The sequence below is a fragment of the Hymenobacter qilianensis genome, assembly GCF_014489555.1.
GTDB classification, from domain to species: Bacteria; Bacteroidota; Bacteroidia; order Cytophagales; family Hymenobacteraceae; genus Hymenobacter; species Hymenobacter qilianensis.
This window is the reverse complement of sequence record NZ_CP060784.1, coordinates 68,445-91,915: the sequence shown is the minus strand read 5'-3', so window position 1 is coordinate 91,915 and position 23,471 is coordinate 68,445. Positions and strand designations below refer to the sequence as shown.

The 23,471-nt window shown below is 56.9% G+C and carries 24 protein-coding genes and 3 pseudogenes; 7 read left to right on the top strand and 20 right to left on the bottom strand.

Translation table 11 applies throughout. From position 1 onward, the window contains the following. Nucleotides 1–87 precede the first annotated feature (87 nt). From H9L05_RS22805 to H9L05_RS00375, 18 genes and pseudogenes are all read right to left on the bottom strand, one after another. Nucleotides 88–333 carry a hypothetical protein gene (locus H9L05_RS22805; RefSeq protein WP_223284635.1) on the bottom strand — a complete coding sequence of 82 codons (246 nt, stop codon included), beginning with the start codon at nucleotides 331–333 and terminating at the stop codon, nucleotides 88–90. Nucleotides 334–335: 2 nt separating this feature from the next. Next, nucleotides 336–1,346, bottom strand: a complete 1,011-nt coding sequence (locus H9L05_RS00435) for a M20/M25/M40 family metallo-hydrolase (protein ID WP_223284634.1) — start codon at nucleotides 1,344–1,346, stop codon at nucleotides 336–338. Between the two features lie 572 nt (nucleotides 1,347–1,918). After that, nucleotides 1,919–3,121, bottom strand: a complete 1,203-nt coding sequence (locus H9L05_RS00430) for a beta-ketoacyl synthase N-terminal-like domain-containing protein (RefSeq protein ID WP_187732578.1) — start codon at nucleotides 3,119–3,121, stop codon at nucleotides 1,919–1,921. A gap of 195 nt (nucleotides 3,122–3,316) precedes the next feature. Beyond that, complete coding sequence (locus tag H9L05_RS25600; protein ID WP_317175050.1) at nucleotides 3,317–4,105, bottom strand: aminotransferase class III-fold pyridoxal phosphate-dependent enzyme; 789 nt, start codon at nucleotides 4,103–4,105, stop codon at nucleotides 3,317–3,319. After that, complete coding sequence (locus tag H9L05_RS25595) at nucleotides 4,039–4,611, bottom strand: aminotransferase class III-fold pyridoxal phosphate-dependent enzyme (RefSeq protein ID WP_317175049.1); 573 nt, start codon at nucleotides 4,609–4,611, stop codon at nucleotides 4,039–4,041. Before H9L05_RS25595 ends, H9L05_RS25600 begins: the two co-directional genes overlap by 67 nt. Before the next feature lie 149 nt (nucleotides 4,612–4,760). After that, nucleotides 4,761–5,527, bottom strand: a pseudogene (bioD, locus tag H9L05_RS26610) (dethiobiotin synthase). 283 nt (nucleotides 5,528–5,810) lie between these two features. Beyond that, on the bottom strand, nucleotides 5,811–6,398 hold the full coding sequence (locus H9L05_RS00415) for a hypothetical protein (RefSeq protein WP_187732577.1): 588 nt from the start codon (nucleotides 6,396–6,398) through the stop codon (nucleotides 5,811–5,813). A 299-nt stretch (nucleotides 6,399–6,697) separates the two neighbouring features. Further along, entirely contained in the window at nucleotides 6,698–7,204 is a 507-nt protein-coding gene (locus H9L05_RS24550; RefSeq protein WP_262892669.1) for an aminotransferase class I/II-fold pyridoxal phosphate-dependent enzyme, read from the bottom strand. Next, a complete protein-coding gene (locus tag H9L05_RS24545) occupies nucleotides 7,204–7,629 on the bottom strand; it encodes an aminotransferase class I/II-fold pyridoxal phosphate-dependent enzyme (RefSeq protein ID WP_262892668.1) in 426 nt (141 codons plus the stop codon). The genes H9L05_RS24550 and H9L05_RS24545 overlap by 1 nt, the downstream gene beginning before the upstream one ends. A gap of 383 nt (nucleotides 7,630–8,012) precedes the next feature. Continuing rightward, nucleotides 8,013–9,008: a biotin synthase BioB gene (gene bioB, locus H9L05_RS00405; protein ID WP_187732576.1), complete on the bottom strand. Its 996-nt coding sequence runs from the start codon at nucleotides 9,006–9,008 to the stop codon at nucleotides 8,013–8,015. Between the two features lie 222 nt (nucleotides 9,009–9,230). Beyond that, complete coding sequence (locus H9L05_RS00400) at nucleotides 9,231–9,686, bottom strand: DUF1569 domain-containing protein (protein ID WP_187732575.1); 456 nt, start codon at nucleotides 9,684–9,686, stop codon at nucleotides 9,231–9,233. A gap of 102 nt (nucleotides 9,687–9,788) precedes the next feature. Then, a complete protein-coding gene (locus H9L05_RS00395; RefSeq protein ID WP_187732574.1) occupies nucleotides 9,789–10,349 on the bottom strand; it encodes a sugar O-acetyltransferase in 561 nt (186 codons plus the stop codon). Between the two features lie 231 nt (nucleotides 10,350–10,580). Next, nucleotides 10,581–11,375, bottom strand: a complete 795-nt coding sequence (locus tag H9L05_RS00390) for a pseudouridine synthase (RefSeq protein WP_223284873.1) — start codon at nucleotides 11,373–11,375, stop codon at nucleotides 10,581–10,583. Then, entirely contained in the window at nucleotides 11,267–11,593 is a 327-nt protein-coding gene (locus H9L05_RS22800; protein ID WP_223284633.1) for a S4 domain-containing protein, read from the bottom strand. The genes H9L05_RS00390 and H9L05_RS22800 overlap by 109 nt, the downstream gene beginning before the upstream one ends. A 124-nt stretch (nucleotides 11,594–11,717) precedes the next feature. Continuing rightward, a complete protein-coding gene (locus tag H9L05_RS24540; RefSeq protein ID WP_262892596.1) occupies nucleotides 11,718–11,849 on the bottom strand; it encodes a hypothetical protein in 132 nt (43 codons plus the stop codon). A gap of 418 nt (nucleotides 11,850–12,267) precedes the next feature. After that, nucleotides 12,268–13,334: pseudogene (locus H9L05_RS00385) on the bottom strand (proline iminopeptidase-family hydrolase). 160 nt (nucleotides 13,335–13,494) lie between these two features. Beyond that, nucleotides 13,495–14,229: a YebC/PmpR family DNA-binding transcriptional regulator gene (locus tag H9L05_RS00380; protein WP_187311038.1), complete on the bottom strand. Its 735-nt coding sequence runs from the start codon at nucleotides 14,227–14,229 to the stop codon at nucleotides 13,495–13,497. Nucleotides 14,230–14,444: 215 nt separating this feature from the next. Beyond that, nucleotides 14,445–14,636 (bottom strand): hypothetical protein, encoded by a 192-nt coding sequence (locus tag H9L05_RS00375; protein ID WP_187732573.1) that lies wholly within the window; start codon nucleotides 14,634–14,636, stop codon nucleotides 14,445–14,447. A gap of 33 nt (nucleotides 14,637–14,669) precedes the next feature. Between H9L05_RS00375 and H9L05_RS00370 the strand changes: the two genes are divergently transcribed. Beyond that, a complete protein-coding gene (locus H9L05_RS00370) occupies nucleotides 14,670–15,476 on the top strand; it encodes a DUF4097 family beta strand repeat-containing protein (RefSeq protein ID WP_187732572.1) in 807 nt (268 codons plus the stop codon). 56 nt (nucleotides 15,477–15,532) lie between these two features. On the opposite strand, the gene H9L05_RS00365 is transcribed toward H9L05_RS00370, so the two are convergent. Next, nucleotides 15,533–16,432, bottom strand: coding sequence for an MBL fold metallo-hydrolase (locus H9L05_RS00365; protein ID WP_187732571.1), 900 nt, complete (start codon nucleotides 16,430–16,432; stop codon nucleotides 15,533–15,535). A gap of 422 nt (nucleotides 16,433–16,854) precedes the next feature. Here H9L05_RS00365 and H9L05_RS00360 point away from each other — a divergent pair, with 422 nt between their 5' ends. The 6 genes and pseudogenes from H9L05_RS00360 (at nucleotide 16,855) to H9L05_RS00335 (ending at nucleotide 22,687) form a co-directional block, all read left to right on the top strand. Further along, on the top strand, nucleotides 16,855–17,718 hold the full coding sequence (locus H9L05_RS00360; RefSeq protein ID WP_317175047.1) for an NmrA family NAD(P)-binding protein: 864 nt from the start codon (nucleotides 16,855–16,857) through the stop codon (nucleotides 17,716–17,718). 275 nt (nucleotides 17,719–17,993) lie between these two features. Then, on the top strand, nucleotides 17,994–18,695 hold the full coding sequence (locus H9L05_RS00355) for a hypothetical protein (protein WP_187732570.1): 702 nt from the start codon (nucleotides 17,994–17,996) through the stop codon (nucleotides 18,693–18,695). 262 nt (nucleotides 18,696–18,957) lie between these two features. After that, entirely contained in the window at nucleotides 18,958–19,593 is a 636-nt protein-coding gene (locus H9L05_RS00350) for a class I SAM-dependent methyltransferase (protein ID WP_187732569.1), read from the top strand. Nucleotides 19,594–19,620: 27 nt separating this feature from the next. After that, nucleotides 19,621–20,582 (top strand): annotated as a pseudogene (gene ctlX, locus H9L05_RS26605) (citrulline utilization hydrolase CtlX). A 76-nt stretch (nucleotides 20,583–20,658) separates the two neighbouring features. Further along, nucleotides 20,659–21,468 (top strand): alpha/beta hydrolase, encoded by an 810-nt coding sequence (locus H9L05_RS00340; RefSeq protein ID WP_187732568.1) that lies wholly within the window; start codon nucleotides 20,659–20,661, stop codon nucleotides 21,466–21,468. Nucleotides 21,469–21,493: 25 nt separating this feature from the next. Beyond that, entirely contained in the window at nucleotides 21,494–22,687 is a 1,194-nt protein-coding gene (locus tag H9L05_RS00335) for a DUF1624 domain-containing protein (RefSeq protein WP_187732567.1), read from the top strand. Here H9L05_RS00335 and H9L05_RS00330 read toward each other — a convergent pair. Beyond that, nucleotides 22,647–23,237 (bottom strand): GNAT family N-acetyltransferase, encoded by a 591-nt coding sequence (locus H9L05_RS00330; RefSeq protein WP_187732566.1) that lies wholly within the window; start codon nucleotides 23,235–23,237, stop codon nucleotides 22,647–22,649. The genes H9L05_RS00335 and H9L05_RS00330 overlap by 41 nt on opposite strands. Between the last annotated feature and the right edge of the window lie 234 nt (nucleotides 23,238–23,471).

Sequence of the window (23,471 nt, the reverse complement as noted above, 5' to 3'; positions counted from 1 at the left end):
CATAAAAAAGCCCCCAATATGTTGGGGGGCTTTTTTATGCACTATAAAAACAAAAGGTGTAGCCTGCTTAGTCGTCAAGCTACCTGCCTACCGCACCACTTTCGGCGTTACGGGGAGGCTCTCGTGGCCCTCTGCATCGACGGACGCCACGGCGAAGATGAAGTTGTCTTTGCTGTGGGGCAAATCGGCGGTGGTGCCGGTCACGAAGAACTTCTGCTGCCACACGGGGCTGCTGGTTTCGCGCATTAGCACGTAGTAGCCGGCTGGTTTTTCGCCGGCGGCGGGAGCGTCCCACTTCAGCTGCGTACGGTTGGTGAGGTTGGCAGTGAGCACACCTACATTCTGCGGCGCGGGGGCGCCCAGGCCAGGCTGGCCATCGTGGCCAGATTTACGCCGGTGTTCTTGCGTAGGTACTCGTAGTCCACAAATTCGGGCTTGTCGCCGTACTCGATGCCGTTTTCGGTGCGCAGATCCTGGTGCTGGTGGTTGAAGTTTTCGTTTACTTCCGTGAAGCGCACGGCCGTGAAGCCCTGCTGGTTGAAGGGCGTATGGTCGCCGCCGCGCAGGAAGCGGTCGGGGCGGTACTCGATGAGCACGCCGAAGTCATTCAGGTATTGCTCACAGGTGGTTTTGATGTAGCGGGCTAGCTGGCGGCTGGGCGAGTCGTTTTCGCTGCTCAGCTGCCGACGCACGCGGGCCTCCTCGGGAGTTTCGTTGGCGGGCACGCCCTCACTGAAAATGCGCACGTGCTTGGGATCTTTAATCTCGGGGTCGAAGCCGGTGGAGTTGCCTACGATGTCGTTGTTGAGCATGCCCACGATGTTCCAGCCCTCGGCTTTGGCGCGCTTGGCCATGTGCGTCGAGCCATATAGGCCCTGCTCTTCGCCTTGTACGGCCACGAAAATGAGGGTGCAGGGAAACTGTTTGGAGGCCATTACGCGGGCCATTTCCATCACCAAGGCCACGCCCGAAGCGTCGTCGTTGGCGCCGGGCGCGTCGGCGGTGGCGTTCATCACGTCGGTTACGCGCGAGTCGAGGTGGCCGCTGACGATGATGATGCGCTTGTCGTTGGGGTCGGTGCCTTGGAGGGTCGCCATTACGTTGGCCATCACCACGGGCTTATCGATGCGCCGGCCGTCGGGCTTCACCGTGAACGTGTCCTGCTCTACTTTCATGCGGCCGCCGCTGGCTTTGGCGTACTTCTTAAACTCCGACTCCACCCAGTTCCGCGCCGCCCCAATGCCGCGCTTTTTGCTTTTGGTGTCGCTCAGGGTGTGGCGAGTACCGAAGGAGACCATTTTGCGAATATCCTCTTCCAGCGTTTTCGCCGAAATGGCTTCCACCATTTGCTTGATGGCTGGGTCGGGGGTGGATGGGGGGCATTTTGGGCGCGCAGGGCGGTGAAGCTGGCAACCGCGGCAACTAAAAGTGTGGAGCGAAGAAATTTCATGAGGGGTATTTGGGTGATGGAGTAAGCGGGTGGTCAAGAACCGATAGACGATTTTGGTGATGTAAAATACGGGGTAAGCCGGAATAGTTAGGACAATACTGTAATAATCGCTCGTCAAGCAGAGCGGTAAGGCAGTAGCAAGGCAGCAGTTATTCTTGTTTACCAGAACGTCATGCAGAGCATTCTGCGCATGAAGCAGAGACGAAGCATCTCGCTCGCAGTCGTCTGATTGTAAAAAGGCGGTCATGCTTGATCTGGCGTCCGCTGGTCGAAGCATCTCTACTGCAATGGTAATCTCAACGAAGCGAGAGAGATGCTTCGACCAGCGGACGCCAGATCAAGCATGACGTTCTTATTGGTTGACTTTAGTAATCCAGCTAAACACGCGAGATGCTTCGTCTCTGCTTCATGCGCAGAATGCTCTGCATGACGTGCTGGTTAAGAGCAAGGTTAAGTAAGAGGAATTTCTTACACTAACGATACTAGGGCACTGGATGCATTGCCGCCAAAACCGGCTGCATTCACCAGTACACGCCCAATGGGCCGAGTAGGAGCGGGGGCCAAGTAGGTGCCGAACGGCGGCGCAGGCCAGGTTTGGTGTGTTAAAATCTGCAACGCAAACTCCAGACTCAGGGCTGCGGAGGCGCCAAGCGTGTGGCCGACCAGCCATTTGTTGGAGACGAGTTGGGGGGCTTCTTCGGTTCCAAAAACGGCTGCTACGGCACGGCGCTCGGCAGCGTCGCCGGCGGGGGTGCCGGGGCTGTGCAGCACGAGGGCATCCACGGCGTCTGGGGGGCAATTTGCCTGCTGGAGTGCTTGGCGCATGGCCGTTTGGAAGTGCTGACCATCCGGCGAAAGCCCGGTTTTGCTTGGGATTGCCTCGAAGCCAAAGCCGACACTTTCCAGCCGAAACTGAAGAGCCGAAGCCGTGGCTTGCTCCGCCGCCAGTGTCGCGCGACTAACTCGTTCCAAGGCAAAAACCGCCGCGCCCTCGCCCAGTACGAAGGTGGAAGGTGCGCCCGCGCCAGGGCGGCAAGGCCAATCCTGGGGGGCAAAAGTGGAGTAGATGCCTAGGGCGTGCATCTGTGCCAATGTAAAATCGGTGAGCGGAGCCTCAGCCCCACCGGCCAAAAACCGATCGGCGAGGCCGGCCCGCAGCCAGGCTACCGCGTTGCCCAACGCTTGAAAAGCGCTGCTGCAGGTGCTGGAGTGACTTAGCGCTGCCCCGCCAACAGCGCCCGCATCGTAGGCCACCCAACTCGCCACATTGCCCAGCGTGGTGAGCGGCGACGCTGCCGCAGCTACAACTCCATCGGCTAGAAAATCGGCGTGGAATTGCTCTAGTCGTCCTGTTGCGCCCCGCGAGGAGCCAATGCTCACGCCCAGACTGGCATCCTGCGCTGCCCAGCCCGCCTGGGCCGTGGCTTGGCGGGCGGCAAGCAAGCCCAATAATACGGTGCGGTCGAGCTGGCGGTAAGGGGCGTGCGCGTGGCGCAAACTACTTATTGCTTCTTCCACTCCGGCGGGCACGCTGCCAACGGGTAGGGTGCGCGTGCCGGTTTGCCGGCTTGCAAAGGCAGGTTGCGGTGAGGAGGCTGTGAAATTGCCCCGCAGCTCCAGCGCAGACACGCTGCCCCGGCCTCGAATCAGAATCAGGTTGTCGTCGGACATTACTTTAAAAGCTCAAACAGGCCGCAAGCTAGGCCCAGTAGATTGGATCAGCCTTAGGGCAGGTCGTCATGCAGAGGCGGAGCCGAAGCATCTCGCTTGTTTAGTGAGACTACTAACCTCACATCAGCACGCGAGATGCTTCGGCTCCGCCTCTGCATGACATACGGGTAAATCAATAATTACTCCTGTTGAATGCTAAGCCAAAGTAGTCCGAGCAATGACCAGTTCGCGCATGGCGCGCACGGTGTTGTAGAGCAGGTCTAGCTCGGCATCGTTGGTGCAGTAGGGCGGCATGATGTAAATAATGTTGCCCAGCGGCCGCAGAATCACGCGGCGCTGCAGGGCCAGCTGATACAGCTCGTCGCGCAGGCTGCTGAAGTAGGACGTGGTGGCCTGCTCTTCGAATTCTATGCCCACTACAGTGCCCAGCAAGCGCACCGCGCGCACGCCGGGCTGGCCCGTTATTTCCGCCGCAAACGCCTGATGTGCCGCAGAGATGCGGGCTAAATTTGCGGTGCAAGCTGGCTCGCGCAGCAGTTCCAGACTGGCCAGCCCCGCCGCGCACGCCACCGGGTTGGCCGTGTAGGAATGGCCGTGAAAGAAGGTCTTCATCTTGTCATCACTCAGGAATGCTTCGTACACCGGCCCCGTGCTGCTCGTGACGCCCAGCGCCATCGTACCCCCGGTGAGGCCCTTGGATAAGCACACCATGTCGGGCCTTTCCGTCAGGTAGTCACAGGCGAAAAGCCGGCCGGTGCGCCCAAAACCGGTCATTACCTCATCGGCAATGGCCAATATACCGTGGCGGTGGCAGCAGCTAATCAGCTCGTTCAGCACCTCGGGCGTGTACGTAATCATGCCGGCCGTGCCCAACAGCAGGGGCTCAAAAATGAAGGCCGCCACATCGCCCTGCGCGGCTAGGGCTTCCAGCTGAGCCAGCGCTTCGGCTTCGCGGCCGGGCACTGGCACATCAATAAAGGCCACATCAAACAGCAGCGGCGCGAAGGGTGCCGTAAAAGCCCCCGGCTGCTCACAGCCATGGCCCCGAAGGTGTCGCCGTGGTAGCTATCGCGGAAAGCCACCATCGTGCGGCGCGGCTGACCATGGTTGTGGTGGTATTGCAGAGCCATTTTCAGGGCCACTTCCACAGCCGTCGAACCATTATCGGAGTAAAAGATGCGGCGCTGGTTGGGGGGCAAAATCTCCAGTAATCCTTCGGCCAACTCCACGGCGGGCGGGTGGGTGAAGCCAGCAAATAGCACATGTTCAAGCGTTTGGAGCTGCTGGGCTACGCGGGCCGCAATGCGCGGGTGGGCGTGCCCGTGCAGGTTTACCCACCACGACGAAATACCATCGAGGTAGGCGGTGCCGTCTTCGGCGTAGAGCCACGCGCCCTCACCCCGCACGATGGGAATGGGCAGGGGAGCGGTTTGCATTTGGGTATAAGGGTGCCAGAGTACGGCGTGGTCGCGGGCGGCTAGGGTGGGCATGACGCAAAGGTAAGAATTGGGCCTCGCCCCCGGCCCCTCTCCTAGGGGAGAGGGGAGCCAGCCGCCCGGCCTACGCGCACTTTCAGCTCCCGCCTCAACTACGGCTACCATTGCTAGATGCTAGCTTAATAAACAAAGCCCCCTATTTGTCATAGGGGGCTTTGTTGCAAAATCACAATACGGTAGCCGTGCCTGAAGCGAAAGCGGAAGGTACGGCGTAGAAAGACTAAAGTCAGGCTCCCCTCTCCCTTAGGAGAGGGGCCGGGGGTGAGGCCCCACGGAACCGGGGTGAGGCCCCACGCCCGAAACTCCGCCGCGTAGCGGCTCACCATAGCCGCATCGGTCACCGCCTCGGGCCGCAACCGCGGCATCACCGGAACGCCGGAGTGCTCCAGAATGAACTCCTCCGTAGCGGGCGTAACCTCCCCGTTAAACACCAGTCCGCGGATAGGCAACCCACGCCGCTGCAAGGCCTCCAGCGTGAGTAAGGTATGGTTGATGCTGCCCAGATAATTGCGCGACACAACCACCGTCGCCAGCTGTAGTTGCGCCAGCAGATCGACCAGCAGGAAGCCCGGCGCCAACGGCACAAAAAGCCCCCGGCACCTTCTACAATTAAGTTGTTGGTGGTGCGGGGCAGCACGAAACGCTCCGGCTGAATGCGGATATTTTCGGCGGCGGCGGCGGCGTGGGGCGAGGCGGGCAATACAAGGCGATATGCTTCGGGGTGAAACCGGGAAACCGGATTAGTTACCAGCGAGCGTACTGTGGCTGTATCGGTGGTGGGCGTGAGGCCGGCCTGCACGGGCTTCCAGTAGTCGGCTTGCAGGGCTTCGGTGAGGATGGCAGCTACCAGGGTTTTACCGACGTCGGTGCCAATGCCGGTGACGAAAAGTTGTTCCAAAAAAGTGGTCATTAAGCAAAGCTGCTATTAGCGGCTGCGGTTGAGCTGATAGACTTGCATAAAGCCATATCAAGATGTGTAAGCTTCAGAAGCGTATGGCAGATGTAACAGTTTTTCGCGTGGTTACGCTGCTGATTTTAAATAATACTGTTTAAAAAAATCACACATTCAGGATTATGCAAAATACTTCTGAAGAGTTTTGATAAATGTATTTTTTAGCTGGTATTAGTAGTGTTGACCTTTAAGGTTATTAACGCAGTAGGTGTTTAATATATAATTTAATTGCTACCGATATTTACCTATTTACCTTATGTTTATTTGACGATACTTTATGTGCAAGAGCTGATGCTATGTATAGTGCTGCTGGCCGAACAAAAAGATATAATACTGCTCCTATTAGTGCAAATATTAACCCTGCTATAGTTGGGAGCACTGCGCCAAATGTAAAAGACATACCAATAACAAATCCAAGTAAGCATTCTGCCCGATAAATTGGGAGGAACAATGCAAGTATAAACAATCCGTTCATCATATAGCCCTGTATATCTGAATAGCCAAAAGTGAAAAATATGGAAAGTAGGATTCCGAAAAATAGAGCACCAATGAGTCCATAAGCTACATTTGTATACAGCACTGAGCTATGTATTTCGTTGTTCTTACTGCTAATAATTCTCTTGTGGACGCGATAAAGTAAAAGCCAAGAAAGTAAAGGAAGTAATATTCCTCCCCACCAGTTAGAAATCTCAGGCATGTCTGCACGAGCCATAATGTGATGGCTTGGTACACCCCCATTATAATGCCCCCAAGCTAATAGCAACCAGATAGCAATAGTTACTATTGCTGTAAAATACAACCGGGCTTTAAAAAACAAATATTCGTTCATAGAAACTGATTTTAAATATTTTCCTCAGTTTATTTCCTGTCGCCGTTTAATCCGACAGTGATGACCTGAATTGCTGCAACTAACCGAATGCCAAGATGCGGTAATATCCGCATGACTTCACTGCACCAATCTTCGTAAAGCCCGCCTCTGAAGGGCAAAAATCGCAAAAATTAAATTGCGACAGCAATATATAAAGTTGTGGTATGCAACACGAGGTTACTCACATCTTTTAGTAATCAAAGTATGACTTCGCTTCCTTGCAGTTGTCAACTTAGTATTACGGCTTAAGAATTTCGGTATCAATTAATCCGTCCCAACACGGCCGCTAGTCCCTCAATTTCTGCTTCCGTATTATAACTGTGCACAATCAGCCGCAGGCGCTCGGTACCAGCAGGCACGGTGGGGGGCAATATGGCGCGCACATCGAAGCCCTGCGCCTGCGCGGCCTGGGCTACTGCTTTCACGTGCGCCGGGCCTGCGTGGTCAGGGAAAAAGACGGGATGAATAATGTGGCTTTCCTCCGGCACGTGCAAGCCAGGCACCGCGTTGAGCGTGGTTTTCAGCAAATCGGAAAGGGCAAAAAGCCGCTGCCGCTCCTGCTGCATATTCGGTAGCATCTGGTATGCTGCGGCCAACGTAGCTATAGCCAGCGGCGGCAGGGCGGTGGTATAAATAAACGGCCGACTGAAATTCAGCAGATACTCGCGCAGCACCTGCGGTCCGGCTATGCATGCCCCCTGACTGCCCAGGGCTTTGCCAAATGTTAGAATACGGGCGAATACCTGCTCTTCCAACCCTAACTCCACTACCAAACCTTCCCCCGCGGACCGTAAATGCCGTTGGTGTGCGCCTCATCTACTATCAGATGCAAGTCGCGCTGCTGGCAAAAGGCCGCCAGCTCCCGCAGCGGCGCCTGGTCGCCATCCATGGAATAGAGCGCCTCCACGGCCACAAAAACGGCCCCCGTGGCTCGGCTCAGGCGCCGTTCTAAGTCGCCTATATCATTGTGCCTAAAGCTGTAGGCCGTAGCGAAGCTGCCCCGGATGCCGTCCTTCACGGAGGCGTGGCTGGCTTCGTCGTAAAAAATCGTGTCGCCGCGGCGGGGCACGGCGGCAAAAAAGCCCAGGTTGGCGGCGTAGCCGGAGTTGAAGAGCAAAGCCGACTCAGCGCGGTGGAAGTTCGCCAGTTGAGTTTCCAGCACTTCGGCGGCGGCGGAGTTGCCGGTGAGCAGGCGCGAGCCAGTGCTGCCGGCGGCTGGGGGCTTTTTTCGGTTAATACTCGTTGTAAAATCGCTTGCAAAGCGCTGTGTTGCGCTAGGCCAAGGTAGTCGTTGGAGCTAAAATCTATCCGGCCCGCCTTCGCGACTGTCAGCTGCCGGCGGGTGCCGGCCGCTTCGCGCTGTACGAGTTGCTGCGTAAGGCGCTGAAGGAGGGGAGATGGGTGCATGTTGCTTGTTCTGATGGGACCTCACCCCCTAGCCCCCTCTCCACGAGGAGAGGGGGAACTAGCTTCTAGTCTTTCTAGCTAACTAGTCATTACTATAAATCTATTTTTAAGGCTAGTTCCCCTTCTCCCCGAGGGGAGGGGGCTAGGGGTGAGGTCCCTCGTTGAACTTTATACAGCAGCCTTCGCCAATACCGTAGCGCCTTGGGGCATGTCCTTGAACGACTTGCGCGGCTTCAGGCCCAGCGTTGCAAACATCTGCTTATCGGCGTCGAAATCGGGGTTGGGCGTGGTGAGGAGCTTCTCGCCGGAGAAGATAGAATTAGCGCCAGCTAAGAAGCACAAGGCCTGCTCGCTCACGGGCATTTCCTGACGGCCAGCCGACAGACGTACCATGGTGCGGGGCATCAAGATGCGGGCGGTGGCAATCATGCGCAGCATTTCCCACACGCTCACGCGGGGCTGCTCGGCCAGGGGCGTGCCGGCTACGGGCACCAGCGCGTTCACCGGCACCGACTCGGGGTGGGCGGGCAGGGTGGCCAGCGTGTGCAGCATGGCAATACGGTCTTCGTCTGTTTCGCCGAGGCCAATAATGCCCCCCGAGCACACTGAAATACCCGCTTGGCGCACGTTTTCGAGCGTATTAAGACGGTCGTCGTAGGTGCGGGTGGTGATGATCTCGGAGTAGTGCTCGGCGCTGGTGTCCAAGTTGTGATTGTAGGCGTAGAGGCCGGCTTGCTTGAGCCGCTCAGCCTGATACTCGTTGATCATGCCCAAGGTGCAGCACACTTCCAGGCCCATGTCGTTTACCTGCGTCACCATGCCCAGCACGCGGTCGAAGTCGCGGTTGTCGCGCACTTCGCGCCAGGCGGCGCCCATGCAGAAGCGCGTGCTGCCCGAGTCTTTGGCGCGGCGGGCGGCATCCAGTACTACTTCATCCTTCAGCAAGGCGTGCACTTCTACGCCGGTGTGGTAGCGGGCAGCCTGAGGACAGTAGGAGCAATCTTCGGGGCAGCCGCCGGTTTTTACCGACAGCAGCGTGCATACCTGCACCTCACCGGTCGATTGGTTGGCCTGATGCACGGCGGCGGCCTGGGTCACGAGTTCCAGCACGGGCTGGTGGTACAGGGCTTTTACTTCGTCGAGGGTCCAGTCGGTGCGGAGCATGAAAAGGGGTGGTTGAGGGGTGCGGGGGCAAAAATAGTTTGTTAATGGCCCAAAAGGCTGACCGCAAGATAAGCAGGAAAGTGGGTTGGGATGATGTTTAAGCAGCAGAAGTACCAGCAGTCAAAAGCTGACTACTTAAATCAGGTTCTCAACCGCAGCTCTACCGCTCAACAGAACAGCCAGTCAGACACCCGCAAGTCAGAAGCGAGCCAGCAAGAATTGCTACACGCCAAACTGCCGTAAATGATGATCGAGGTGCTTCCACGTAACCTCCCCCAACTCATTGTGTGACAAATGCCCAAACACCGGATGCTCCACCCCAGACGGGCTATATTTAGCCGGATTGAGCAGATCCAGCAGCGTCTGACGGTCGGCCTCAAAGGTGGTGGGCGACGTCATGCCGACTTGAGAATCCAGCTCTTTCAGCGTTTGCATGTTCGGCTTGAAACTCTTCAGACGGGTAACAAAAAACCACTTCGCTAAGGGCTTCAAAAAGCCTGGGATCCGCAAAGAAGTAACCGCCTTTTCACCCCGGCTCACCCGCAGCTGATCGGCGCAATGCACCAGCATTTGCCCCACGGTCATCTTGCCCCATTGGCGCTGACTATCAGGTGTTAATGTCTGAATTCGGGCCACGAGAGCTGCGTGTGCGTTCGGGTCGAGGAAGCTGGCTGACATAGGAATAAGGAGCGCTAAATCGCATAAGAAATATAGGATTTACTTCACGATTGCGCAAAAGGCCAAAGCCAAACAACTCCCCACTAAACAGCCCTGTTCCTGCTACTGCTGGTCGGGTGGCAGCGCCGATCGAATCACGCGGCACGGATTGCCCACCGCCACCGAATTGGCCGCAATATCCCGCGTCACGACGCTGCCCGCCCCAATGGTAGTACCCGCGCCAATGGTCACGCCGGGCAGCACAATGACGCCCGCGCCCAGCCACACATTATCGCCGATCGTGATAGGGCGCGCAAACTCCCACCCCGCCACGCGCGGGCCCACTTCCACCGGATGCCCCGCCGTGCTCAGCACCACATTCGGCGCCACAAATACATTGTCGCCGATATGTACCGGCGCGCAGTCGAGAATGGTGAGGTTGTAGTTGGCGTAGAAATTCCGACCCAAGTAAATGTTGAAGCCATAATCGCAGCGCAATGGGGCCTCAACGTAAGCATCGGTTTCATAGCCCAGCAGCTCGGCCAACACAGCGCGGTCTAGTTCCAATGGCTGCTGGTTGTAGCGGTGACACAGTGCCTTCGCGCGCTGACGAGCGGCTAACAATTCCGGGGCGTTGGCCTGGTACAGCTCGCCAGCCATCATGTTCTCGCGCTCAGTAGGCATAGGCTAAAGGGTACGTATTTATAAAGAACGTTATGCAGAGCAGAGCGAAGCATCTCGCCCGCGGTAGTAGGATTACTAATCTTTCGTCAGCACGCGAGATGCTTCGCTGCGCTCTGCATGACCGCCACTTGATTGTCAGATCATAACTGATCCTTCAAGGGTTGCTGATTAAGTAGAAACTGCCGCTACCGGCTGCTGCCGCGGCGGCCGGCGTTGCCTTTGGGGCGCGGTTCAGGGTTTTGGCGGCGGGCTTGCGCTTGGAGCCGGCACTGGTGGGGCGGCCGGGCTTTCTGGGGGCTTTTCTGTGCCAAAAGCCGCCGCTGAAGCTGCTGGTTTTGGCTTGCCCATGGCGGGTTTGCGCCCCGGCTTAGGCCCGCTAGGAGTAGCAGCGCGAGGGGCCGATTTCCCGCCGGCGCCAGCTGGTTTACGGGCGGGTTTATCCTCGCTTTCTCCTTCGCTGAAACGGGCGGGACGGCTGCTCCAGGCCGTAGTGGGCGGACCCACGCGGCGCTTAGGCAAGGAGGCTTCCTTGGTGCCGGAAGAGGTTTCGGTCATCTTCATGATGCCTTCCAACTCCTTTTCGGTTAGCTCGCGCCAGTCGCCGACACCGAGGCCTTTGAGCGTGATATTCATCACCCTAATGCGCTCCAGCTGCACCACCTCGTAGCCAAAATGCTCGCACATCTTCCTGATCTGGCGGTTCATACCCTGAATGAGCGTGATGCGGAAGATGTAGTTGGTTTCCTTCTTTACCTCGCACTTCTGGGTCATAATACCCATGATGGGCACCCCGCCGCGCATACCTTCGATAAAGCTGTCGGTGATGGGCTTGTCCACCATCACGATGTACTCCTTCTCATGCTTGTTGCCGGCACGCAGAATCTTGTTGACGATGTCGCCGTTGCTGGTCAGAAGAATCAAGCCCTGCGAATCCTTATCCAAGCGGCCAATGGGGAAAATCCGTTCGCTGTGCTTGATGTAGCGGATAATGTTGTCCTTAACGCTGGTTTCGGTGGTGCTGGTGATGCCGGGGGGCTTATTGAAGGCAATATAAATCGCGTCCTCGGGGCGCGGGGCTCAATGAGGCTGCCATTCACCACCACGCGGTCCTTCTCCGTCACCTGGTCGCCGATGCTGGCCCGCTTGCCGTTCACAAACACGTTGCCCTGCTCAATGAATTTGTCGGCTTCGCGCCGGGAGCAGACGCCGCTTTCGCTGATGTATTTATTGAGACGGGTAGACATGGTGCTGGGTATTAGAAAGTCAGGAATTCGTGGTAACGGTAACGGCCCATTCGGAGCTATGAAGCTGCGAATGGGCCGCAAGGTACGGAGAACTAAAATTGATGTGTGGTAGCAGGTCGCTTGCTTACTTGTTTACCTCGGTGGTTTTGCCTGCCGTAACCTGCACGGACCAACTGTTGGCATTACCTAGAACAAAGACATAGTTGCCAGCATTCAAGTCCTTGAACTCGACTGTTGCCTCACCGCCATTAGCCATCGATGATACAGTTGGTAAAGTGCCGCTTCGAAGTGCCGTCGCAAAGCGATTGGTGCTCGCCCATACTCCTTCAGTGAAGAGCAAGTAAGTGGCACCACTAAGGTCATTTGCGTAGCGGAATTTTACAGTCAGGTTACCAGTCTGGGGGCTATTTCCTCTTTGTTGCAGGAAAATAAAGTTAAGATAATCAGGAGGTTAAATAAAGTACTTGTTAGGCGTTTCATTTAATTAAACGTGGTTAAAGAAATGGTTAGATATGTTGAGAAGAAATTAACGACCAAAATATAGCAAGCAAAAAATACAGATGAGCTTACGAGAAAAATTAAATAGCTGACTCACTGCGTTTCCAGGCTTGCAATGTATTGTTTCTGCTTGCGTAAGCATTTGATAATGAAACGAATAATTGTATCACGGATAGTTATAAGGCGACTTTCTTCTCGCCCTTATCCACGCCCTTCATGAACTTAATCAGCCCCGTCATATACGTCTGCTGGTCGTCGTAGAGGCTCATGTGGCTGCCCTTGGGGCAGATCAGGGCGGTACCATTCTGCACTTGGGTGGCAATGCGGCGCATGTGCTCGGGGTCCATAGTGTCGAATTTGCCCCCTATGGAGAGGACGGGCACGGTGAGCTTAGGCAGGTCTGGGGTGCGGTCCCAGTTGGCCAGCTTGCCGGCAATACCAAACTCGCTGGGACCCTGCATGGTCACGTAGAGCGACTGGTTGGTTTTGCCCAAGGAACGGTTTACGGGCTCGGGCCACTGGTCGAGGGGGAGGCGCAGCACGTGCTCGGCGTAAAAGTTGGGCATAAGCAACTCCATGTAGCGCGGGTTGTCGAAATCCTTTCTGGCTTCTATCTGCCGGATTTCTTTCAGCACCTCGGGCTTCATCTGCTTGGCTAGTACTTCCTGGGCGTAGCGGCCGTACTCAGGGCAGCTCATCATCATGTTCGAGATGATCAGGCCCTTCAGATTGTCCTGGTATTTGAAAGCGTACTCGGCGGCCAAAATGCCCCCCAAGAGTGGCCCAGCAGGTAGAAGTTGTCTTTGGTCAGGTTCAGGGCCTGGCGCACCTGCTCCACTTCCTCCACGTAGCGCGGCAGGCTCCACATGGCGGTGTCCTTGGGGTTGTCGGAGTTGCCGCAGCCGAGCTGGTCGTAGTAAATAAACTCAATGCCCTCGGCGGGCAGGAAGCTTTCCATGCATTCAAAATACTCGTGGGTGGCGCCGGGGCCGCCGTTGAGCAGAAGCAGCTTTATCTTGGGGTTGTTGCCGAAGCGCTTCGTCCAGACGTTGAACTTGCCCTTGGGCGTGGTAATCGGAATCATCTTTACGCCGCCGTCCTGCACGCCCGTTTCCTGGCTTTGGAAGTAGCTGGTGGCGGAGGCTGAAGCGGCTTCAGTTTCCTTAGCTGGCGTGGAGCAGGCCGCGCTGAAGAGGCCGGTAAAAAGCAGGCAAGCACTTGTTATTCTCTTCAGTGGTAGCATGGTGTGGCGATGGTGGGAAACGTGAGTTGGATGGGGAGGCCTTCAGGTGTTTTGCGACATGGCTAAACGTACTGATAATTCAGTTCCTTCCCAAAACACAACGGGGCGCCCCAACTGGAGCGCCCCGCGTTTCTACAGCAGCCTAAGTGGCAAGGGAAGCTTAGCCCAACGTGTGGTACACGGCCTGCACGTCGTCATCCTCCTCGAACTTCTCAATCAGGTTCATCACCTCTTCCAGCTCGTCGCCTTCCAGCGTGACGGTGGCGTTGGGAATGCGTTGCAGTTGCGCGCCGACCACGTTCAGGTGGCGTTCTTCCAGCGCTTTCTGCATCTGGCCAAAGTCGGTGAAGGCGGTTTCTACCACAATCAGCTCCTTCACGTTGCCGTGCTCGTCTTCCTCCTGATCTTCGTAGATGTCTTCGGCGCCGAAGTCGATGAGCTCCAGCTCCAGCTCGTCGCGGTCGAGGCCTTCGGCGGCCAGCTTGAATACGCCTTTGCGGGTGAAGGTGAAATCGGAGGAGCCGGCGGTGCCCAGGGCGCCATTGCCGCGGTTGAAGTACATGCGCACATTAGCCACGGTGCGTACGGGGTTGTCGGTGGCAGTTTCTACCACAATGGCCACGCCGTGGGGTGCATATCCTTCATACACAACTTCCTGATAATCTTTCTCTTCCTTGCTGCTGGCGCGCTTGATGGCGGCTTCCACGCGGTCTTTGGGCATGTTCACGCCCTTGGCGTTCTGCATGGCCGCACGAAGGCGGGAGTTGGTGTCAGGGTTGGGGCCGCTTTCCTTCACGGCCATCACGATTTCGCGGCCGATGCGGGTGAAATCTTTGGACATGCGGTCCCAGCGCTTCATTTTGCGGCCTTTGCGAAATTCAAATGCTCTTCCCATAGTAGTGATTGATGCTTAGTGCGGCGGCGCGATAGGGTGGGGCGCCGAATGGGCGCAAGTTAGCTGAAAGCCCGGCGGGGGGCAAATTGCAAGCCCGCAGAAACAGGGTGCCATCAGCTGTAGAAGAACGGATAAGTAAACCGTTTCCAGAGTCGTCAAGCACTCAGTGAAGATGCCCGAAATACTTATTGGCTAGATTCCCGTTGCCGCTAGACTCATATTTCAGGCAGAAACAGCGTCAGGAAGTGCTCAATTCTTCCGGAACTCCAGCAATATGGGCGTTCCTTAAGCCACATTTGGATGTACTCATAAGCCGGACCAAACCGACCGACCGCGCCATTTGTCAGGCTGAAAGTACGAATGGTTTCGTTGCTGAATGCAGCCTTCCGGCAACGCAGCTTGTCCATGGGAAAACCGTGAAACCCAACCCTGACCTTCCTATGAAAAACCTACTTGCTGCGCTTCTCCTAAACACACTAGCCCTGACGGCCGCGGCCCAAACGGCCCCCGTGTTTACTTCTACTTGCGAAGGTAAATACAACAGCTCCAGCAGCGAAACCACAAAGCGCATCTGCGAAACCCGCGACCTGACCATGCCGGCGCTGGGGGGCAAAACGCTCACCATCGACGGGCGGCAGAACGGCGGAATTACCGTGCGCGGCTGGTCGGGCTCCGAGGTGCGGATACGGGCTGTAGTGCAGGCCTGGGGCAACACCGAAGCTGCCGCCCGCCAGCAGATTCCCACCATCCGCATCAGCACCGCTAACAACACCCTGCGGGCCGAAGCGCCCGGCGGCGACACATGGTCGGTGAGCTACGAAGTATTCGTGCCCCAGCAAACCAGCCTGGCGCTCAACACCAATAACGGCGGCATTCGGTTGCAGGATGTGCGCGGCACCATCACCTTCGAAACCAAGAATGGTGGCGTGTCGTTGGCCGGCGTGGGCGGCAATGTGAAGGGCCGCACCACCAACGGCGGCCTCGACATCCAGCTGACGGGCGACAAATGGGACGGCACCGGCCTCGATATAGCCACCACCAATGGCGGCATCAAATGGGAAGTGCCCCAAAACTACTCGGCCCGCCTCACCACCAGCACTGCCGTGGGCGGCTTAAAAGCAGACCTGCCCATTACTAAAAACGGCATGCTCGGCCGCGAGATTGCCACCACACTGGGCAAAGGCGGCGCGCCGGTAAAGGCTGTAACCACCAATGGGGGTATTAAAATAGACAGGACCGGAAAGTAAGCGCGGCCCGGCACCACACAGAAACGGCGGAACTTAGTCCCGCCGTTTCTGTGTGCCTAGTAGTATTTCTCTTTGTAAGGATAATCAGGAAAAGGCCGCTCGTAAGCTGTGGCGGGCGCCGGTCTGTAGCCTTTCAGGCGCTTGTGCTTTTTCCCTTTCTTGCCATCCCGCTTGCTCAGCAATACCGCTGCCAGGGCTGCTATTGCAAGTCCGCCCCCTAGCATAGCCGCCCGCGCCGGCAAAGTATCGGGTAGGGCAGGGGGAATAAACTCCACGCCGTTTGCATCTGTGCGCGCCGGACTATCCACGTAGCGCCCTTTGGGCGGCACCGGAAAATGCAGGGCCAGCTCCCGAAGCTCGTTCGCTAGGTGGAGGCCCTGTACGGCCGGACCGTGGCCGCAACCAATAGCCTGTGGCTCCAGGTTAGAAAGCTTCACCACCGAAGCATGAGTGGCCTCCCAATCAAAGTTAAACGGCGTGCCGGCGCGGCTGATCTTAGGCACCCCAAGCAGCACCGACAGCACCGAATCGTGTTCGGTGGTGGCGAAGGCGTCGGCGCCGAGCAAGGTCTTGTCTTCAGCGCGGAAAAACGCTACCTGGCCGGGCGCGTGGCCAGGTACATGAATGCATTGCCAGCCAGCCATGTAGGGTATTTCCTCGCCCTCGGGTAGTGCCTGAATGCCGGTTAGATTAAAGGTTTGGGGCGGAAAAAAACGGCTGACAAACGCCAAAGAGCCCCCCACCGTTGGGTCGGCGGGCGGATACACGGCTTTACCAGTCAGAAAAGGCATTTCCAGGGGATGCGCCAGAATGGGCACGTGCCAGTGGTCAGCCAGCTCCTGGGCCGAGCCGGCGTGGTCCATGTGGCCGTGGGTTAGGATTATAGCCTGCGGATGGGTACCAGGATAAAATAGCTTATCGGCCGCCGCGATGATTGTTTTGGCCGAGCCGGGCAACCCGGTATCTACCAGTACCCACTCGCCGGGGCACCGGCCTCCACAAAGTATACATTGACAAAGCGCTGAATGAGAAGCTGGTTGACGCCAGCAGCTACCTGTTTCATTGTATCCGGGTTTAGTGAAATATCTATCCTGAACGTACGCAGATACGGCCGGCATGGTCGACTGCGGGGGCTTTTTTGTGCCAATGCCAGCCTTATTCTACTGGCTGTCAATAACCTTCCGGCATGGGTCCTTGTATTAGCAGCCCTAGCCTGTCGAATTTAAGCTGATTGAACACGCGCTCCGGTCCGGCAGGCCGCCCCAGTACTTCCTTACGTAGCTAATTCCCCTCATTTTGGCAGAATCAACAACAGACACCGCCGCCGCCCCTGGCGCTCAGCAAGCAACTATAGTACTTGCCGGCGCCACCGGCGACCTTGGGGGCGAATTGCGAAGCACTTGCTGCTGCGGGGGCAAATGTGCGGGCGCTGGTTCGGGCGGGCAGTGCGGCCCCGGCCGTGGTGGCCTTGCGCGAGCAGGGGGCAGCTATTATCGAAGTCGATTTTAACAACGAAGCCGAGCTGACGAAAGCCTGCGCCGGCGCAACCTGCGTGGTATCGGCTTTATCAGGGCTGCGGGAGGTGATTGTGGAGACGCAGACGCGTCTGCTGCAAGCGGCCGTAGCCGCAGGGGTTCCCCGCTTCATCCCTTCCGATTATTGTATTGATTACACTAAGCTCGCCATCGGCTCCAACCGCAACCTCGATCTGCGCCGGGAGTTTGCCGAGCGGCTCGATAAAGCACCCATCCGGGCTACTTCCATTCTCAACGGCATGTTCACCGATCTGCTGACGGGGCAGGCCCCGGTTATCCTCTTCAACTTCAAGCGGGTGGTGTATTGGGGCAACGCAGACCAGCCGCTGGACTTTACCACCACCGAAGACACAGCCGCCTTCACAGCCGCCGCGGCCCTCGATGCCACCACGCCCCGCTTTCTGCGCGTAGCCGGCGAAGTAGCCACTATTCGCGGCTTGCAGGCAGTGGCGGGTGCCGTGTCGGGCGAGCCGTTTCGCTTATTCCGGGTAGGTGGCCTGGGCGCTTTCGGAACCGTAATCAAGGTGACCAAGGCCCTCATGCCCACTACCGACGACGTATTTCCGCCCTGGCAAGGCATGCAATACCTGCACAACATGTTCACTGGGCAGCCCAAACTAGAACCTCTGGACAATGCCCGCTACCCCGATATCCGCTGGACTCCTGTGCGCGAGGTGCTGGCCAGTCGGGAGCAGGTACTGGCTTAAGCAATAGGTTTTTCTTGGCCTGACATCAATCAAAAAGCCCCCAGAACCTTAAAAACTACGTAAACATTACGGATCAGGTATAGTAGCCATCACCACTCCGTAACATGAGCAACCAAGCGCAGTCGGGACGCCTTTATTCGAACAGACACACCACGATACGGCGGCCCCGGACAGGTCTGATTTACGTACTGCTGGCCGCGATATTTTTACTGGTTGCGAGTTCAGCATATTGGCTGTCAAAGAAAAACAGCTCCGAACGAAGCCAGGAAGCGCCATTGTCCAGCACGGAGCTGCCCCCAACAACTCCCGTTACGGAAGTGTCGGCGAACATCCCCGCCAGGACAGATTCTGCTTTCCCGGAAAACGAAAAACAGGGGCCACCTGTACAAGCCAGCACAAGCATCAAGCCTCTTGCAGGTGCTTATAAAGTGCTGCCAGCCAGAGCTTATTTTCATTCCAGTCCGGATGTAAGCAGCTCTACCGGCAAGTATGTATTGCGGGGAGATATTGTGTACGCGGAAGGGGAGAGCGGCAATTTTATCAAAACCCGCTACTTCAATTCGGCCGGCGACCCGGTAGCCGGGTGGCTGAAAAAAACGGAAGTGCAGCTTACTAAAGCTGCCGCGAAGCCCGCGCTTCCCCGCGCTACGCCCACTAGTCCGCGCCGCCCGACACCGGAGCCAGCGGTAGCACGCACCCAAACCAAAAAGCCCGCAGTAGCTTCATCAGATTCAGAGCCAAAAGAAACCCCTGTTAGCGCGAGTCGAAAGCCCGCCACTACCGGCACCGTGCGGGTAGACACCACCTACTTTTACGACTCACCCGACCTGACCCAGCGCCGCCGCGCATTCTGCATTCGGGGCGATAAAATGACACTAACCGACTCTTCCGAGCAGGCGGTTTTTGCCACATTCATAAACTGGGAAAAGGTGAAAACGACCGGCTGGATCAGAAAAGAAGATTTAAATATCCGGTAGGAAGGATTTGGTGAAGGAGGGATACAAAGGCAATAATATCATCGCCGTATGGTTGTAAATGGCCGTCACGCCAAACGGCGGTTATACTATACCATTGAACGTCATGCAGAGCGGGAGCGAAGCATCTCGCGTACTGATGTCTGAGTAGTAACTCAACGACCGCGAGCGAGATGCTTCGCTCCCGCTCTGCATGACGTGCTGGTTTGGTTGATTGATTGTTGATTAATTATTAAATACTGACTCTATAAAACTACTCGCCTTTATGGCTTTTGATCCGCTTTTTCCTGCCGACGCTTTCCGCCGCACCGACGAAACTCCCGACGCACAATTCTACCAGCAGCCCCGCTTCGTAACGCACATCGACGAGGGGGCAATTGCGGCCGTTACGCAGCTCTACCGCGAGTATTTTCCGGCCAACGGTACGCTGTTGGATTTGATGAGCAGCTGGGTAAGCCATTTGCCTCCCGAGGTGCCGTATCGGCGCGTGGTAGGCCTGGGGATGAACGAGCAGGAGCTGCGCGCAAACCCCCGGCTGGCAAGCTACGTGGTGCAGGATCTGAATCAGGAGCCGCAGCTTCCTTTTGAGGAAAATGAGTTTGATGGCGCCGCCATCTGCGTATCCGTGGATTACCTGACGCGGCCCGTGGAAGTGCTGCGCGACCTTGCGCGCGTGCTCCGGCCGGAGGCGCCCGTAGTCATTACGTTCTCCAACCGCTGCTTCCCGACTAAAGCCGTAGCCGCCTGGCACGCCCTCGACGACCGTGGCCATATGGCCCTCGTGAAACAATATCTGCTGGCCGCCGGCAGCTGGCACCCTATTGAACTGCTCGACCGCAGTCCGCAGCCCCGGCGCAGCGACCCGCTGTACGCCGTAATAGGGCGGGTGCAAAAACCGTAGAGTACGCGCGCTGCTGGCGTGGCCGGAATGACTTTCTTTGTGTCAAAAAAGCCCCCAGCCACGTATATGCAGTCTGCTTCCACCGTTTTTCTTGTGCGGCCCGTTCGGTTTGGTTTTAACACCGAGACGGCGGGGTCCAATCATTTTCAGCAGACCATAGCAGACTTAGATCAGGCCATAATTCAAGAGAAAGCATTTGCCGAATTTGATGCGGCCGTGGCCAAGCTGCGGGCACACGGCGTGCAGGTGCTGGTGATGGACGATACGCCCGCGCCACCCAAGCCCGACGCCGTTTTCCCCAATAACTGGCTCACTCTGCACCCCGATGGCCGCGTAGTGCTCTACCCGATGCACGCACCCAACCGCCGCCCCGAGCGGCGACCCGATATTCTTGAGTCATTGGGTAACCAGTTCACCATTCGAGAGGTAATCGACTTATCGCACTACGAGCAGGAGGGCCGGTTTCTGGAAGGAACCGGCAGCGTTATTTTCGACCACCAGCACCGCGTGGCCTACGCCGGCCTCTCACCCCGCACCGATGCGGATTTATTTCAGCACGTAACCAGCCTTTTGGGCTACCAGCCGCTAGCTTTCCGCGCCACCGACGCGCAGGGCCACGCCATCTACCACACCAATGTAATGCTATGCGTGGGGGCAAATTTGCGGTCATCTGTCTGGAAAGCATAACCGACCCGGCCGAGCAGGCAGCGGTAACGGATTCGCTGGCCTCTACGGGCCACGAAATAGTAGCTATTTCGCTGGCGCAGGTAACGCATTTTGCCGGCAACATGCTCACCTTGCAACCCGCCGCTGGCGGTCAGGAGCTACTCGTTATGTCGCGGAGTGCCCACGATGCGCTGACCGCCGACCAGCGCCAAACGCTCAGCCGCTACTGCAGGCTGGTTGCGCTGCCCATTCCTACCATCGAAACCATCGGTGGAGGCAGCGCCCGTTGTATGTTGGCCGAAGTATTTCTGCCCAGCGCGTAGGGGGCTTTTTTGCGCCGTGCTTCGCCAGCTATTCAGCCTACAAAATCCCAACATTCAGCGTCTGACCAATCATTGTATGAGCATAAGAATAGCCGTGGTTCTAGGCATCGCGCTCCTGGTAAACAACTGCGCCGATAGCAGCCAGAAAGTAGGGCACCCGGCACCAGTGCCGCAGCACGTTACCGAAACCGCCAAAGGAGAGGTAAAAAGCTACCAGCTGGCGCTCTTCGACGAGGCTCGCAATCGGCCGGTTCCTATTGCTGTGTATGTGCCGGGTTCGGGCGCGAAGCTGAACCCGCAAAAGCGGTCGAAGCTCAAGCTAGCCATCCTGAATCATGGCTACGGCAGCCCGCACACGGGTTACTCCTTTATTGCCTACAATCTGGTGGCGCAAGGCTACTTGGTGGCTAGCATTCAGCACGATTTGCCCAAGGAAGCGCCCATGCCTACCACGGGCAATCCGCAGCAGGTGCGGCGACCTTACTGGGAACGGGGCGCGCAAAATATGCTGTTTGTGCTGCAAACCCTCAAAAAGTCGAACCCGGAGCTGGACTTTAAAAGCCTGCTGCTGGTAGGCCATTCCAACGGCGGCGATATGGCCATGCTGTTTGCCCACAAGTACCCCAAATTGGCGCGAAATATTATCTCGCTGGATAACCGCCGCATGCCGCTGCCCCGCACCCGGCGTCCGCACATTTTAAGCATCCGCTCCAGCGACCAGGTGGCCGATGATGGCGTGCTGCCGACGGCTGCCGAACAGAAAAAATTCGACATTCAGATCGTCAAAATGGAGAACATGACCCATAATGATATCTGGGATGGAGCCACCGAAGAAAAAAAGCAGGAGATAAACCGAACGATTAATAACTTCCTGAAAACGAAGTAGTCAACTTGCCTAATGCGCCTTCCCTATGCAACAGGTTTCTACAGAATTTTCGGTGCCTGTGGCTACTCGTGCTACCACAGAGCGGGTGCAGGCAGTTGACATCGTGCGGGGCCTGGTGATGGTTATTATGGCCCTCGATCATGTGCGCGACTTTTGGAGCCCCACTATCTTTCGCCCCGAGGATCTGGGGCAGACGTCGGTCTTGCTGTTTTTCACGCGCTGGATAACCCACTTCTGCGCGCCTACATTCGTGTTTTTGTCCGGTACGAGTATCTATCTGTATCAGCAGAAACGGCCCAATAAAAGGCAGGTCAGCTGGTTTCTGCTCACGCGCGGCCTGTGGCTGGTAGCGCTGGAGCTGCTGGTTATCAGCCTGATGCTGTTCTGGGGCTACTCTATGATCTTGCTGCAAGTAATTTGGGTGATCGGTTGGGCCATGGTGCTGCTGGCCGGCCTGATCTGGCTGCCCCGCTGGTTGTTGGCGCTGCTGGCATTCATTATAATTGCCGGGCACAATGCATTGCCCAACATTCAGCCTGTCACCGCCGACAACGTATTTCTGGCGCTCCTGCACAACGGCCCTTTCCTCTTCGATCCTGCTTCCTTGCCGCCTTTCCTGGTAGCGTATTCCATCGGGCCGTGGCTGGGCGTAATGCTCGCCGGCTACCTGATTGGGCCGTGGTTTAAGCTGCCGCTCCCGCAGCGTACACGGGTGCTGCGCCTGGCCGGAATAGCTCTGCTCGCGGTATTTGTAGCCTTGCGCGCCACCAACTGGTACGGCGACCCACTTCCCTGGAGCACCCAGGCACGAGGCCTGGCCTACAGCGTGTTATCGTTCGTTAACGTCACGAAATACCCGTCTTCCCTGCTGTTTCTGTGCCTTACGCTGGGGGTTGCGCTGCTCTTGCTTTCCGGTGTCGAAACGGCCACGAACCGGCTGAGCCAATGGCTGCGCACGTTTGGGCAAGTACCGTTTTTCTATTACATCCTGCACCTGTTTCTTATCAGCTTCGGGGCGCTGGTCTGGACGACGGTGGCTTTCGGTAAGCCTATCAATCTGTCCTTTACGCCGCCCGCCCAGTGGCCCACCGACTACCACCCGAGCTTGCTGCGGGCCTATGTGGTGTGGGCAGTAGTGGTGCTGCTATTGTATCTGCCGTGCCGCTGGTATCAGGGCTTCAAGCAACGGCACTCGTACTGGTGGCTGTCGTATGTGTAATAGGTAGCGATTCAGCAGCATTAGCCAGCCGCCACTCGTCTTCCAGCACAGCCATTTCCACCAACGACCAGTATCCATCCTTGTAGCGCACCACGTCGCGCATAACGCCTTCGATTTTGAGGCCGGCTTTCTTGTAGCAGCCAATGGCGGCCTCATTGAAATCGTACACGCCCAGACTGATGCGGTGCAGGCCCAACTCCTCGAAGCCGATGCGCAATACGGCCTTAATCATGCCCTGGCAGTAGCCACGGCCGCGGGCGGCGGTGTTACCAATGAGTACGCGCGTGATGCGGGCCGCTTTATTCGTCTCACTGAAGCTGCCCAAGGAAATGTGCCCCACGGTTTCGCCGGTTTCCGTGTCGATGGCCTTGTAGATGAATGCATCCGGGTCAGTCAGGTCGTTCGCACCTTCAATGTACCAGGTGAGGCTTGCCTCGGTAAGCGGAAACGAGAACAAGGAGCCGCTCCATTCTTTTAGAAGCTTCTCAGTATCAATCCACTGAATAAGCTGTTGGAAATCGGCGGGGGTGAAGTATTCGAGTCGGATCATGAAGAAAGCTCCCGGTAATATTCAAGCACAGACGTGCTTTGGAGCTCTACAAACTGCAAAGCGCAGCTAAGGCCCACAAAAAAGAAAAGCAATGTACGGTTCTGCTTGCTTAGCTTCCTAATTAGAAAAAATCAGGGCCGATAACTGCGCATCCGGCAGCACTGCAGCTAAGCTATAAGAGATACCAAAACCTGCACATATTCGTTCGGCTGGTCGCAAAAAAAGCCCCCCAGC